Below are 13,281 nucleotides of genomic sequence, written 5' to 3'. Positions count from 1 at the left end.
GATCTTCATGCAATTCAAGCCAGCTGTTACCGTTCTGGTCACTGCCGTCGCCCTGGCATCGCTGCTCTCCGGATGCAGCAAGAAGGAAGAAGCGGCCGCAGCACCACCGCCCCCTCAGGTCGGCGTCGTTACTCTGAAAACCCAGGCCTACACCCTGACGTCTGAACTGCCGGGCCGGACCACCGCGTTCCGGATCGCCGAAGTGCGTCCGCAAGTGAACGGCATCATCCTCAAGCGTCTGTTCACCGAAGGTGGAGACGTCAAAGCCGGTCAGCAGCTCTACCAGATCGATCCGGCGATTTACCAGGCCACCCTGGACAGCGCCAAAGCCACCTACGAATCCTCCAACTCCCTCGCTGGCCGCTACAAGCAGCTGATCAACGAGCAAGCGGTCAGCCGTCAGGAATACGACACGGCGGTGGGTTCGGCCCGCGAAGCGAAGGCGGCGGTGCAGACAGCCGAGATCAACCTGCGTTACACCAAGGTCTACGCGCCGATTTCCGGCCGCATTGGTCGTTCGCTGGTGACGGAAGGTGCGCTGGTCAGCAATGGTCAGGCGGATGCGATGGCCACCATTCAGCAGCTCGACCCGATCTACGTCGACGTGATTCAGTCTTCGGCCGACATGCTCAAGCTGCGTCGCGAGCTGGAAAGCGGCAAGCTGCAGAAAGCCGGCGACAACGCCGCCAAGGTCAAGCTGGTGCTGGAAGACGGCAGCCTCTATTCAACTGAAGGCAAGCTCGAGTTCTCCGAAGTGTCGGTCGACCAGACCACCGGTTCCGTGACGCTGCGCGCCGTGTTCCCGAACCCGGACCACACGCTGCTGCCAGGCATGTTCGTGCACGCACGACTGCAATCGGGCGTGGCTGAAAATGCGATTCTGGTTCCACAGCAAGGCGTCACCCGCGACCTGAAAGGCACCCCGACCGCACTGGTGGTGAATGCCGATAACAAGGTCGAGTCCCGGACCCTGGTCGCCAACCGCACTATCGGCAGCGACTGGCTGGTAGAAAAAGGCTTGAGCGCAGGTGATCGCGTGATCACCGAAGGGCTGCAATACGTCAAGCCAGGTGCTGAAGTGAAAGTGGCCGAAGCCACCAACGTCAATGCAGCTAACCCGGCAACTGCCCCGGCAACTGATAAAGCCGCAGGCAGCAAAGGGGAGTAATTCATGTCGAAATTTTTTATCGACCGGCCAATTTTCGCGTGGGTAATTGCCCTCGTGATCATGCTGGTGGGGACGCTTTCGATCCTCAAGCTACCGATCAACCAATACCCGGCCATTGCCCCACCGGCCATCGCAATCCAGGTGACCTACCCGGGCGCGAATGCGCAAACCGTGCAGGACACCGTGGTTCAGGTGATCGAGCAGCAGCTCAACGGTATCGACAACCTGCGTTATGTGTCCTCGGAAAGTAACTCCGACGGCAGCATGACCATCACCGCGACGTTCAACCAGGGGACCAACCCCGACATCGCTCAGGTTCAGGTGCAGAACAAGCTCAACCTGGCCACCCCGCTACTGCCCCAAGAGGTGCAGCAACAGGGTATCCGCGTGACCAAGGCGGTGAAGAACTTCCTGATGGTCGTCGGTCTGGTGTCCGAAGACGGCAGCATGGGCAAGGAAGACTTGTCCAACTACATCGTGTCGAACATGCAGGACCCGATTTCCCGTACCTCCGGTGTGGGTGACTTCCAGGTTTTCGGTGCCCAGTACGCCATGCGTATCTGGCTCGATCCGGCCAAGCTGAACAACTTTCAGCTGACGCCGGTCGACGTCAAGACGGCCATCACTGCCCAAAACGTTCAGGTGTCTTCCGGCCAGATCGGCGGTTTGCCTGCGCTCAAGGGCCAGCAGCTGAACGCCACGATCATCGGTAAAACCCGTCTGCAGACGGCCGAGCAGTTCGGCAACATTCTGTTGAAGGTCAATCAGGACGGTTCGCAGGTTCGTCTCAAAGACGTCGCCAAAGTCGGTCTGGGCGGCGAAAACTACAGCATTGACGCACAGTTCAACGGCAAGGCGGCCTCAGGTCTGGCGATCAAGCTGGCGACCGGTGCCAACGCGCTGGACACCGCCAAGGCGATCCGCGCCACGATTGCCCAGCTGGAGCCGTTCTTTCCGCCTGGCATGAAAGTGGTTTACCCGTACGACACCACGCCAGTGGTTCAGGAATCCATCACCGGTGTGGTTCACACCCTGGGTGAAGCGATCATCCTGGTGTTCCTGGTGATGTACCTGTTCCTGCAGAACTTCCGCGCCACCATCATCACCACGATGACCGTGCCGGTGGTATTGCTGGGTACGTTCGGGATCCTCGCGGCGGCTGGGTTCACCATCAACACGCTGACCATGTTCGGGGTGATTCTCGCCATCGGCTTGCTGGTGGACGATGCCATCGTTGTGGTGGAAAACGTCGAGCGGGTGATGGCGGAGGACAAACTTTCGCCGCGGGACGCCACGATCAAATCCATGGAGCAGATCCAGGGCGCACTGGTCGGTATCGCACTGGTGTTGTGTGCGGTTCTGTTGCCAATGGCGTTCTTCGGCGGCTCCACGGGTGTGATCTACCGGCAGTTCTCGATCACCATCGTTTCGGCGATGGCGCTTTCGGTACTGGTCGCGCTGATCTTCACCCCGGCGTTGTGCTCCACCCTGCTCAAGCCGATCGACCACGAGAAACACGGGCAGCCGAAACGTGGATTCTTTGGCTGGTTCAACCGTACCTTCGACCGCAGCGTAGTGAGCTACGAGCGTGGCGTCGGCAACATGCTCAAGCACAAGGTTCCGGCCTTTATCGTGTATGCGCTGATCGTCTGCGGCACCATCTGGATGTTCACCCGCATTCCGAGCGCGTTCCTGCCGGAAGAAGACCAGGGCGTTATTTTCGCCCAGGTGCAGACGCCACCGGGCTCCTCGGCTGAACGTACGCAGACCGTCATCGACAACATGCGTAAGTACCTGCTGGAAGAAGAATCGGGCGCGGTCAATTCGGTGTTCACCGTTAACGGCTTCAACTTTGCCGGTCGCGGTCAGAGCTCCGGTCTGGCGTTCATCATGCTGAAACCGTGGGGCGATCGTGATGCCTCCAACAGCGTGTTCGAGTTGGCCAAACGGGCGCAGCAGCACTTCTTCGGTTTCCGCGATGCAATGACCTTCGCGGTCGTACCGCCTGCGGTACTGGAACTGGGTAACGCCACCGGTTTCGACGTGTATTTGCAGGATCAGGGCGGCGTGGGTCACGCCAAGCTGATGGAAGCGCGTAACCAACTGCTGGGCATGGCGGCACAGAGCAAGATTCTGGCGGGCGTGCGTCCGAACGGTCTGAACGATGAGCCGCAGTATCAACTGGTCATCGATGACGAGCGCGCGCAGGCACTGGGTCTGAGCCTGTCGGACATCAACACCACGCTGTCCATCGCGATGGGTGGCAGCTACATCAACGACTTCATCGACCGCGGTCGGGTCAAGAAGGTGTACGTGCAGGGCGATGCCAGTGCGCGGATGAAGCCGGAAGACTTGAAGAAGTGGTACGTGCGCAATACCGCCGGCGAGATGGTGCCTTTTGCCTCGTTCGCCAGCGGAGAGTGGGTATTCGGTTCGCCGAAGCTGTCCCGTTACAACGGTGTGCCGGCCGAGGAAGTGCTGGGTACTCCGGCGCCGGGTTACAGCACCGGTGAAGCGATGGCCGAGGTCGAGCAACTGGCGAAGAAATTGCCGGCCGGCGTTGGTCTCTCGTGGACGGGTCTGTCCTATGAAGAGCGTCTGTCCGGTTCCCAGGCTCCGGCGCTGTACGCACTGTCCATTCTGATCGTGTTCCTGTGTCTGGCGGCGCTGTATGAAAGCTGGTCGATTCCGATCGCCGTGCTGCTGGTGATCCCGCTTGGGGTGATCGGTGCGCTGGTTGCAACGAGCCTGCGCGGCCTGTCCAACGACGTGTTCTTCCAGGTAGGGCTCCTGGTGACGGTAGGTCTGGCAGCGAAAAACGCCATTCTGATCGTCGAGTTCGCCAAGGAACTGCATGAGCAGGGCAAGGGCATCGTGGACGCAACCATCGAAGCCTGCCGGATGCGTCTGCGGCCGATCGTGATGACGTCCATGGCGTTCATCCTCGGTGTAGTCCCGCTGGCGATTTCCTCGGGTGCCGGTGCCGGTAGCCAGCATTCGATCGGTACGGGCGTAATCGGCGGTATGATCACCGCGGTTATTCTGGCGATCTTCTGGGTACCGTTGTTCTTCGTTTCGATATCCTCGCTGTTCAAAGGCAAACAGAAACACACTCCACACGATGAGGCTGGCCAATGAGCAAGTCCCTGATCTCGCTGGCGGTCACCGCGTTCATTCTCGGCGGCTGCTCGTTGATCCCAGATTACAAGCAGCCCGCCGCACCGGTGCCGGCTCAGTTCCCGCAAGGTCCGGCGTATTCGCCGGCCCAGGCGGCGAATCAAGCCGCAGCCGAACAGGGCTGGCGTCAGTTTTTCCATGACCCGGCGCTGCAGCAGCTGATTCAGACGTCGCTGCAAAACAACCGCGACCTGCGCGTCGCCGCGCTGAACATCGACGCCTACCGCGCGCAGTACCGCATTCAACGTGCGGACCTGTTCCCGGCCGTCGCAGCCTCGGGCAGCGGCACGCGTCAGCGCGTTCCGGGTGACCTGTCGCAAACGGGCGAATCCAATATCACCAGTCAGTATTCGGTGGGTCTGGGCATCAGTTCCTATGAGCTGGACCTGTTCGGCCGGGTGCGCAGCCTGAGTGAGCAGGCGCTGCAAACCTACTTCGCCGGTGAAGAAGGCCGTCGCAGCACGCAGATCAGTCTGGTGGCCAACGTTGCCAATGCCTACCTGACGTGGGAAGCGGACAAAGAGCTATTGAAGCTGACCCAGGACACTTTGGGCGCCTTCGAAGAAAGCCTGCGTCTCACCTCCCGCAGCAGCGAAGTGGGCGTGGCCTCGGCGCTGGACCTGGCGCAGTCGCGCACCTCCGTCGAAAGCGCCCGCGTCAAGCTGGCCCAGTACCAGCGGCTGGTCGCCCAGGACGAAAACAACCTGGTGCTGTTGTTGGGCACCAGTCTGCCAGCCAACCTGCCCGCCTCGAAACCGTTGAGCGCTGACATGCTCAACGAGATGCCAGCGGGTCTGCCGTCGGAATTGCTGCAGCGTCGTCCGGACATTCTGCAGGCCGAATACAGCCTGAAAGCCGCCAACGCCAACATCGGCGCCGCACGTGCCGCGTTCTTCCCGAGCATCAGCCTCACGGCCAGTGCCGGTACGGCGAGCGGCGATCTGAGCGGCCTGTTCAAGGGCGGTTCGGGGACGTGGTTGTTCGAGCCGACGATCAATCTGCCGATCTTCAACGCAGGCAGTCTGCGCGCAAGCCTCGACTACTCGAAGATCCAGAAAGACATCGGCGTCGCCAACTACGAGAAAGCGATTCAGACGGCGTTTCAGGAAGTTTCCGACGGTCTGGCCGCGCGCAAGACCTACACCGATCAGCTCAAGGCGCAGACGGACTTCGTCAACGCCAACCAGGACTACTACCGTCTGGCCGAGCGTCGCTACCGCATCGGGATCGACAGCAACCTGACCTTCCTCGACGCTCAGCGTCAGTTGTTCAACGCGCAACAGTCGTTGATCACCGATCGCCTGTCCCAACTCAGCAGCGAGGTCAATTTGTACCGCGCCCTGGGCGGCGGCTGGTACGAACAGACCCCGACCGGCGAGCGTCAGCCGACCGCGGGCGATGTGCCGTCCACCCGTTTGTTCTGATCCAGCGCGTATGAAAAAACCCACCGATTGGTGGGTTTTTTTTGGCTGTCACCACGGCTTTTTCAAGCCGTAAGCGAGCAACCCGCAGACGTCACGCCAGCAAAAATTCCGTCACGCGCAGGGCGAAGACTTCACCCAACTCGACGCTGGACAGGTGCGCGGCGTAATAGTCGGAGAGCTCGCTGCCGTGGATGTGGTTCTGCAGAAAATGCCCGTCCGCCACCGTCGTGACGCCGTCATGGCTGCCGCAGATGATCAGCGTGGGCACGGTGATCGAACCGACTTCCTTGCGCAGATCGGCATCCCGTACGGCCGCGCAGCAGGCGGCGTAACCCAACGGGGAAGTTGCCGCCAGTACGTCGGTGATGGGCGTGACTTTGTCGGGGTGCTGACTGGCAAAGCCGGGGGTAAACCAACGCCCTATGGCGCCAGCGCCCATTTCCGTCATTGCCCGCTCACCGCCCTTCTCCACCTGCGCGATGCGCGGTGCCCAGGTTTCCGTATCGCCGATCTTCGCGGCGGTGTTGCACAGAATCAGCTTGTGCAGCCGGTCGTTGGCATGGATGCCCAGCCACTGACCGATCAGGCCGCCCATGGACAATCCGCAAAAATGCGCGCGGTCGATTTTCAATGCATCGAGCAGCGCCAGCACGTCGCGTCCCAGTTGCGAGAGGGTGTAAGGCCCCTGGGTGACCAGGGACTGGCCGTGGCCGCGTGTGTCGTAACGCACGACGCGGAATGACTTGCTCAGCGCCGGGATCTGCGCGTCCCACATATGCAGGTCGGTGCCCAGTGAGTTGGACAGCACCAGCACCGGCGCATCCACCGGGCCGTCAATTTCATAATGCAGCTCACCGTCTTCGAGTTGTACGAACGCCATGGCAGTCGCTCCGTGAAACACGTGGAATGAGTGTGATCAATAGGGACAGCACGCGCCCGGCAAGGACGCGCGCCTCAAGATCCGGGGATCAGTGATCTTCGTGCAGGTAAGCCGGCTTCTTCGGCAGTCGCAGGCTGAACAGAAAAGCAATCGCCATCATCGCGGTGACGTACCAGTAGAAGGTGTTTTCCATGCCCATGTTCTTCAGGCCCAGGGCCACGTATTCAGCCGAGCCACCGAAGATCGCGTTAGCCACGGCGTAGGCCAGACCAACGCCCAGCGCACGAACCTGAACGGGGAACATCTCGGCTTTCACCAGGCCGCTGATGGAGGTGTAGAAACTGACGATGGCCAGCGCCAGGGTGATCAGCACAAACGCGATGATCGGGCTGGTGGTGGTTTTCAGGGTCAGCAGCAGCGGCACCGTGCACAGCGTGCCCAGCCCGCCGAACCACAGCATGGAAGCACGACGGCCGATCTTGTCAGCGAGCATGCCGAACACCGGCTGCATGCACATGTACAGGAACAGTGCGCCGGTCATGATGTAGCTCGCGACCTTGGCGTCCATGTGCACGGTGTTGACCAGGTATTTCTGCATATACGTGGTGAAGGTGTAGAAAATCAGCGAGCCGCCGGCGGTGTAGCCGAGCACGGTGATGAACGCCGCTTTGTGATCGCGAAACAACGCAGACACGCTGCCCGCGTCCTTGTTCTGACGGACTTCGGCGGTGGTGGTCTCTTTCAGCGAACGGCGCAGCACCAGCGAAATCACCGCCGCCACCGCACCGACCACGAACGGGATGCGCCAGCCGTAGGCTTTCAGTTCATCGGCACTGAGAAACTGCTGCAGGATGACCACGGTCAGCACGGCCAACAGCTGGCCACCGATCAGCGTCACGTACTGAAACGAAGCGAAAAACCCGCGCTGCCCCCGCAACGCGACTTCGCTCATGTACGTGGCGGTGGTGCCGTACTCACCACCCACCGACAGGCCTTGAAACAGGCGCGCCATCAACAGCAGAAACGGCGCCCAGGCGCCAATCGACGCGTACGTGGGCAGGCAGGCGATGACCAGCGAGCCCGCACACATCATCAGCACGGAAATCATCATCGAGTTCTTGCGGCCGTGCTTGTCGGCCACGCGACCGAACAGCCAGCCGCCGATAGGCCGCATCAGGAAGCCAGCAGCAAAAACACCCGCTGTATTGAGCAATTGAACGGTCGGGTCATCGGAAGGAAAGAACGCAGGCGCGAAATAGATGGCGCAGAAGGCGTAGACGTAGAAGTCGAACCATTCGACGAGGTTGCCCGATGAAGCCCCGACGATGGCGAAGATCCGCTTGCGCCGTTCTTCGCCGGTGTAGTGAGTCGTTGTCATTATTATCTCCCCAGGTGTTAGTAAGGTCAGCCAGTCTAAGACATAACCTGCAACATTTAGACTTAAGCAGTAACGTTTCGACATCACAAGGACAACCACCCGAGTCAGCAAGTTGCTCCTTTCGTGGAGGCAACCGATGACTCGGGTGGCTGAGTTGCGGGACTGCCGTTTAGCGCGCTATCGCGAGGGCCAGCCCCTGACCCACACCGACGCACATTGTTGCCAGCGCTTTGCTGCCGCCGGTTTTCTCCAATTGATGCAAGGCCGTCAGCACCAGACGCGCGCCGCTCATGCCCAGCGGATGCCCCAGCGAGATCGAGCCACCGTTGGGATTGACCTTCGGCGAGTCGTCGGCGATACCCAGCTCACGCATGACCGCCAAGCCTTGGCTGGCGAAGGCCTCGTTGAGTTCGATGACGTCGAAATCACTGACCGCCATCCCCAGCCGTCCAAGCAGTTTGCGCACCGCCGGCACCGGGCCGATGCCCATGACGCGTGGCTCCACGCCGGCACTGGCCATGCCCAACACGCGGGCGCGGGGCGTCAGGCCGTGTTTCTTCACGGCTTCGGCGGACGCCAGAATCATCGCCGCCGCGCCGTCGTTCAGCCCCGCTGCGTTGCCGGCCGTGACCGTTTTGCCGGGGCCGTTGACCGGCTTGAGCTTGCCGAGTGCCTCAAGGCTGGTGTCGGCACGGGGGTGCTCGTCGGTGTCGACGACGGTCTCGCCTTTCTTGTGGGCGACCCACACGGGCACGATTTCTTCGGCGAAGAAGCCCGCAGCCTGAGCCGCCGCCGCGCGTTGCTGGCTGCGCAGGGCGAACGCATCCTGATCCTCCCGGGAGATGCCGAAATCCTCAGCGACGTTGTCGCCGGTCTGCGGCATGCTCTCAACGCCGTACCGGTCCTTCATCTGCGGATTGACGAAACGCCAGCCCAGGGTGGTGTCTTCCAGCTTTTGGGTGCGGCCGAATGCCGTGTCGGCCTTGCCCATCACGAACGGCGCGCGGGACATGGATTCGACGCCGCCGGCGATGGCCAGCTCCATTTCACCGCAGGCAATGGCGCGGAACGCAGAACCCACCGCGTCCAGGCCCGAAGCGCACAGGCGATTGAGGGTCACGCCCGGCACGCTGGCCGGCAACCCCGCCAACAGCGCCGCCATACGGGCGACGTTACGGTTGTCCTCACCGGCCTGATTGGCGCAGCCGAAGAACACTTCGTCCAGCTCATCCCAGTTGACCGACGGGTTGCGCGCCATCAGGGCCTTGATCGGCAACGCTGCCAGATCATCCGCCCGAACGCTCGCCAGGGCGCCACCGAAACGGCCAATGGGGGTACGAATCGCGTCACAGATAAAGACGTCACGCATCATGCTTCTCCCGGCGTTTGACCATGGGCGGCAGCGGTACGCGCTTCCAGATCACGCAGCGCGTTCAGTTCGTACTCGCTAGGCGCATCGGAATTCGCGACGGTGTCGGCAAAACGCACGTCCCAACCGGTGGCGGCGATCACCTGCTCGCGGGTCACGCCCGGGTGCAGCGTGGTCACGACGAATTCGTGGGTGCCCGCCTCCGGCTCCATGATGCACAGGTCAGTGATAATGCCAACCGGCCCGGCCCCCGGCAGGCCGAGGCGCTTGCGGGCGTCGCCGCCTTCGCCGTGGCCGACTGAGGTCAGGAAGTCCAGCTTGTTAACGAACGTCCGCGGCGACTGCTTGAGGATGATCAGCACTTCTTTGGCCGACCCGGCGATTTCCGGCGCGCCCCCCGCCCCCGGCAGGCGCACTTTCGGGTGGTGGTAGTCGCCGACCACCGTTGTGTTGATATTGCCGAACCGGTCGACCTGAGCCGCGCCGAGGAACCCGACATCGACACGGCCGCCCTGCAACCAGTAACGGAAGATTTCGCTGGTGGACACCACGGTGTCAGCGGTTTCCGCCAGTTCGCCGTCACCGATGGACAGCGGCAGCACATCAGGCTTGGCACCGATGGGCCCTGATTCATAAATCAGCACCACGTCAGGCGATGACGTCAGGCGCGCCAGATTGGCCGCTTTGGAGGGCAGACCAATGCCGACAAAGCACACGGCGCCATTTTTCAACCGACGTGCGGCGGCGACGGTCATCATTTCGCTGGTGGAATAGGTCATTGGGTAGCCTCCGCCACGTGGGCCAGCTTGTGCTTGAACTCACCGAAGTCGCGGGTGCCATGGATGTATTCGTCAATCCAGGCGGTAAACGCCTCACGGTCGCGGGCGATGGCGTCCCACGCCTGATAGAAACGGTTGTCGCGTTCGTAGTAGCCGTGGGCGTAGGAAGGATGAGCGCCGCCGGGCACAAGGCAGACAGCGCTGAGCGCCCAGGTTGGCAGCACGCAAGCGTTCATCGGTGCTTTGAGGTCATCGACGATTTCCTCGACCGTGACGATGCAGCGCCTGGCCGCCAACGCTGCCTCTTTCTGCACGCCAAGGATGCCCCACAGCAGCACGTTACCTTTGCGATCGGCTTTTTGAGCATGGATAACAGTGACGTCAGGACGTACCGCCGGCACCGCCGCCAGCACTTCGCCGGTGAATGGGCACGTCACGGATTTGATCAGCGGGTTGACCTTCGGCAAGTCGGAGCCGGCATACGCACGCAGCACCGCGAAAGGCAGGCCCGACGCCCCCGCCACGTAGGCGTTGGCAAGGTCGGCATGGCTGTGTTCTTCAATCTCCAGGGGTTGCGGCCATTGCCGTTCGACCGCATCGCGAAGCCGATGCAACGAGCCGACGCCCGGATTGCCGCCCCACGAGAAAATCAGCCGTTTCGCACAGCCTGCGCCGATCAATTGGTCATAGATTAAGTCGGGAGTCATGCGCACCAGCGTCAGGTCTTTCTTCTTCTGACGAATGAGCTCGTGGCCCGCCGCGGTAGGAATCAGGTGGGTGAAGCCTTCCAGCGCAACGGTGTCGCCATCGTTGACGAATTGCGTCACCGCTTCGTGAAGGGAAAGAATTGCAGCCATGAGGTGCTCCAGGTTCACACTTGGTTACCGTGTCTCGACAGAGGCGGCGTTGCAAATGAGGTTATGCCTGGGGCCGAAGCGGAACAATCCGATAATCGACTAAGTGTTCGATCACCGAACGGAGAGTGGTGATTGCGAGCCGGCTGCGTGTGTCCGGCCCTTTAAGCATCAGGTAAAGAGCTGCGTGCTGAGGTCACGGCTGGCATCCAGCATGATGGGCAAGAACTTCTGCTCCAGCTCGTTACGCGTTACCCGACCGGCGCTGGTGCTGACATTGAGCGCCGCGAGCACCTGACCCGAGGCGTCGTAGACCGGCACCGCGATGGAACGCAAACCCTGCTCGAGTTCCTGGTCGACAATACACCAGCCCTGTTGTCGCACTTGCTGCAGGCATTCGAGCAAGGCTTCGGGAGTGCGCAAGGTGCGGCTGGTTTTGGGTTGCAGGTCGACATGGTCGAGGTATTCCTGCAACGACACATCGTCCAGCGCCGCCAGCAGGATTCTGCCCATGGACGTGCAGTACGCCGGCAAACGCCCACCCACTGCCAGGTCCACGGAGATCAATCGCTGAGTCGTGGCGGAGCGGGCTATATAAAGAATGTCGTCGCCTTCCAGTGTGGCCATGTTGCAGGCCTCGTGCAGCTGATCACTCATGCGATCCAGATACGGCTGAGACGAGACCGCCAGGGGTGTCGAGGACAAATAGGCATGGCCGAGGGTCAGCACTTTCGGCAGCAGCGAGTACGTGCGGCCGTCAGTGGTGGCGTAACCCAGCTTGATCAGTGTGTGCAGGCAGCGACGAACTGCTGCTCTGGGGATTTCCGTGCGGTGGCTGATCTGCGCGATGGTCAGGTGCCGCTTTCGCTCTTGAAATGCATGGATGACGGCCAACCCTCGCGCCAGAGAGGTCATGAAGTCAGGATCACCGGTGAGCGCCTGAATCCTTTTAGCGGGGGACGCAACAATCGGCGGCGCAAGTGACGTGAAAGAATTACGCAATTGATCGTTCATGCTGGCACCGTTCGTCGTGGCCGCGAAAGCCTTGTAGAACGCCACTCTCGCCTGTTTTGGAACCCACGGCAAGCCAGCTTTGCGCGATTATCGAACGAGTGGGCGATAATCGCAATTGACCGGCCGTACGGTTGCTTATACCTTTCACCTGCCATATGAGGCTTCTTTGGATTACTGGTCAGGTACCCACTGAGAAGTCCCAGGCACGGCCTTGCTAACCCAAGGCCGTTTTTGTCTCTGCCTTTCGCATTTATGTGTAAGCGCATAAATACACATCGGCTATTCGCGGTTTCATAACCCGTGAATTTACGTCGCCAGAAAACTGCCTGTAGCGTTAAACATTTGACTCACCAAGTTACGTCATAAATCGGACTGGGCAACTTAGGAACCTTCGTACATCAAAAAGGTATAAATCCTCAGTTGTCCGACTGCGACAGTCTCGACAGTTGACTCGCCTGCGCATCTTCGCGATAGTGGCCGTCATTGAGGCCCAATACCGCTACCGCGCTGTTTAATCCACCGCCTTATCCGGCATGGATCCAAACTCACGCAGGCATTGCTCGACTCGATCGCAATGTTCAGCGACGGCAGGCCAATACCTTGGTCATTTGCCATCCTGCAGGCAATCAATAAAGAATGTTGCTACGACAGTTTTTTCATTCTGGTGCACGTAGCCGCCCTTGCTTGAAGTGTTAATCATCCTGCGCAGCGCCCCTGCCCGATGAGTATTCCTGATCCGATACATTGCGATCGTCAGGTGCGACACTTCCAGACTCGGCGTCATCACCGGGATTACATTCGACTCGATCAGGTATTAACGTGACCAAAGATGAACTGCGCGCAGAACTAGAGCGCCAGGAACAACGTTACAAAGAAGTGTACGGCGGCGAAGTGACAACATACGCCGCCCAGCCCGAGCCAGAGCGCAAGCCCTGGCGCAAACGGGCCAGCCTGCTTGACCAGGCGTTCAAGCAAGAGCTGCAGAAGATGGAAGAAGAACTCAAGGAAGAGCCTTGAGTCGCCCGCTTGCCGGTCGCTGACTCAAACAGCCGACGGCAAGCGTTTCAAGTGCCTTAACGCCAGGTTTTACAGACTCGTCTATGGTTCAGGGATGCTTCGCACGCTCCTTCACGACAGGAAGTCAACGGGCTGGCAGGACAGAAATTTCGTCGCAGGCTGCTACCAATGAGCAGCGCGCCTATCGCGCAGTTTTTTTTCTGTCATAATCCCGCCCCCTT

The 13,281-nt window shown here is 60.6% G+C and carries 10 protein-coding genes; 4 read left to right on the top strand and 6 right to left on the bottom strand.

Annotated elements, in window-relative coordinates:
• Positions 1 to 7 precede the first annotated feature (7 nt).
• Genes SLW74_RS07555 through SLW74_RS07545 form a run of 3 tightly spaced genes read left to right on the top strand, consistent with a single transcriptional unit; the run spans position 8 to position 5,769 of the window.
• Complete coding sequence (locus SLW74_RS07555; protein WP_192135287.1) at positions 8 to 1,168, top strand: efflux RND transporter periplasmic adaptor subunit; 1,161 nt, start codon at positions 8 to 10, stop codon at positions 1,166 to 1,168.
• 3 nt (positions 1,169 to 1,171) lie between these two features.
• Positions 1,172 to 4,306: an efflux RND transporter permease subunit gene (locus tag SLW74_RS07550; protein ID WP_296309884.1), complete on the top strand. Its 3,135-nt coding sequence runs from the start codon at positions 1,172 to 1,174 to the stop codon at positions 4,304 to 4,306.
• Entirely contained in the window at positions 4,303 to 5,769 is a 1,467-nt protein-coding gene (locus SLW74_RS07545) for an AdeC/AdeK/OprM family multidrug efflux complex outer membrane factor (protein WP_065992285.1), read from the top strand. The genes SLW74_RS07550 and SLW74_RS07545 overlap by 4 nt, the downstream gene beginning before the upstream one ends.
• A 91-nt stretch (positions 5,770 to 5,860) precedes the next feature.
• Here the strand turns inward: SLW74_RS07545 and pcaD are convergent, their stop codons facing one another.
• From pcaD to pcaR, 6 genes are all read right to left on the bottom strand, one after another.
• The gene (gene pcaD / locus SLW74_RS07540) at positions 5,861 to 6,649 is read right to left on the bottom strand and encodes a 3-oxoadipate enol-lactonase (RefSeq protein ID WP_410928511.1); all 789 of its coding nucleotides are present in this window, start codon (positions 6,647 to 6,649) and stop codon (positions 5,861 to 5,863) included.
• Positions 6,650 to 6,737: 88 nt separating this feature from the next.
• Complete coding sequence (locus tag SLW74_RS07535) at positions 6,738 to 8,027, bottom strand: MFS family transporter (RefSeq protein WP_065992283.1); 1,290 nt, start codon at positions 8,025 to 8,027, stop codon at positions 6,738 to 6,740.
• A 169-nt stretch (positions 8,028 to 8,196) separates the two neighbouring features.
• On the bottom strand, positions 8,197 to 9,399 hold the full coding sequence (gene pcaF / locus SLW74_RS07530; RefSeq protein WP_296309879.1) for a 3-oxoadipyl-CoA thiolase: 1,203 nt from the start codon (positions 9,397 to 9,399) through the stop codon (positions 8,197 to 8,199).
• A complete protein-coding gene (locus SLW74_RS07525) occupies positions 9,396 to 10,175 on the bottom strand; it encodes a CoA-transferase subunit beta (protein WP_296309877.1) in 780 nt (259 codons plus the stop codon). The genes pcaF and SLW74_RS07525 overlap by 4 nt, the downstream gene beginning before the upstream one ends.
• Positions 10,172 to 11,032, bottom strand: coding sequence for a CoA transferase subunit A (locus SLW74_RS07520; RefSeq protein ID WP_192132826.1), 861 nt, complete (start codon positions 11,030 to 11,032; stop codon positions 10,172 to 10,174). Before SLW74_RS07520 ends, SLW74_RS07525 begins: the two co-directional genes overlap by 4 nt.
• A 168-nt stretch (positions 11,033 to 11,200) precedes the next feature.
• Complete coding sequence (pcaR, locus tag SLW74_RS07515; RefSeq protein ID WP_065993181.1) at positions 11,201 to 12,043, bottom strand: pca regulon transcriptional regulator PcaR; 843 nt, start codon at positions 12,041 to 12,043, stop codon at positions 11,201 to 11,203.
• Positions 12,044 to 12,862: 819 nt separating this feature from the next.
• On the opposite strand from pcaR, the gene SLW74_RS07510 reads away from it, so the two are divergent.
• Positions 12,863 to 13,060, top strand: a complete 198-nt coding sequence (locus tag SLW74_RS07510; protein WP_037014498.1) for a hypothetical protein — start codon at positions 12,863 to 12,865, stop codon at positions 13,058 to 13,060.
• The last annotated feature ends 221 nt before the right edge of the window (positions 13,061 to 13,281 follow it).

Origin of the sequence: Pseudomonas sp. W5-36 (assembly GCF_046540455.1) — a bacterium.
GTDB classification, from domain to species: domain Bacteria; phylum Pseudomonadota; class Gammaproteobacteria; order Pseudomonadales; family Pseudomonadaceae; genus Aquipseudomonas; species Aquipseudomonas graminis_B.
This window is presented reverse-complemented; position numbering and strand designations above follow the sequence as displayed.

Excerpts from the sequence above, each read along its gene's own strand:
- SLW74_RS07520 (WP_192132826.1), bottom strand. The coding sequence starts at position 11,032 with ATGGCTGCAATTCTTTCCCTTCACGAAGCGGTGACGCAATTCGTCAAC.
- SLW74_RS07550 (WP_296309884.1), top strand. The coding sequence starts at position 1,172 with ATGTCGAAATTTTTTATCGACCGGCCAATTTTCGCGTGGGTAATTGCC.
- SLW74_RS07525 (WP_296309877.1), bottom strand. The coding sequence starts at position 10,175 with ATGACCTATTCCACCAGCGAAATGATGACCGTCGCCGCCGCACGTCGG.
- SLW74_RS07535 (WP_065992283.1), bottom strand. The coding sequence starts at position 8,027 with ATGACAACGACTCACTACACCGGCGAAGAACGGCGCAAGCGGATCTTC.
- pcaR (WP_065993181.1), bottom strand. The coding sequence starts at position 12,043 with ATGAACGATCAATTGCGTAATTCTTTCACGTCACTTGCGCCGCCGATT.
- SLW74_RS07555 (WP_192135287.1), top strand. The coding sequence starts at position 8 with ATGCAATTCAAGCCAGCTGTTACCGTTCTGGTCACTGCCGTCGCCCTG.
- pcaD (WP_410928511.1), bottom strand. The coding sequence starts at position 6,649 with ATGGCGTTCGTACAACTCGAAGACGGTGAGCTGCATTATGAAATTGAC.
- pcaF (WP_296309879.1), bottom strand. The coding sequence starts at position 9,399 with ATGATGCGTGACGTCTTTATCTGTGACGCGATTCGTACCCCCATTGGC.
- SLW74_RS07545 (WP_065992285.1), top strand. The coding sequence starts at position 4,303 with ATGAGCAAGTCCCTGATCTCGCTGGCGGTCACCGCGTTCATTCTCGGC.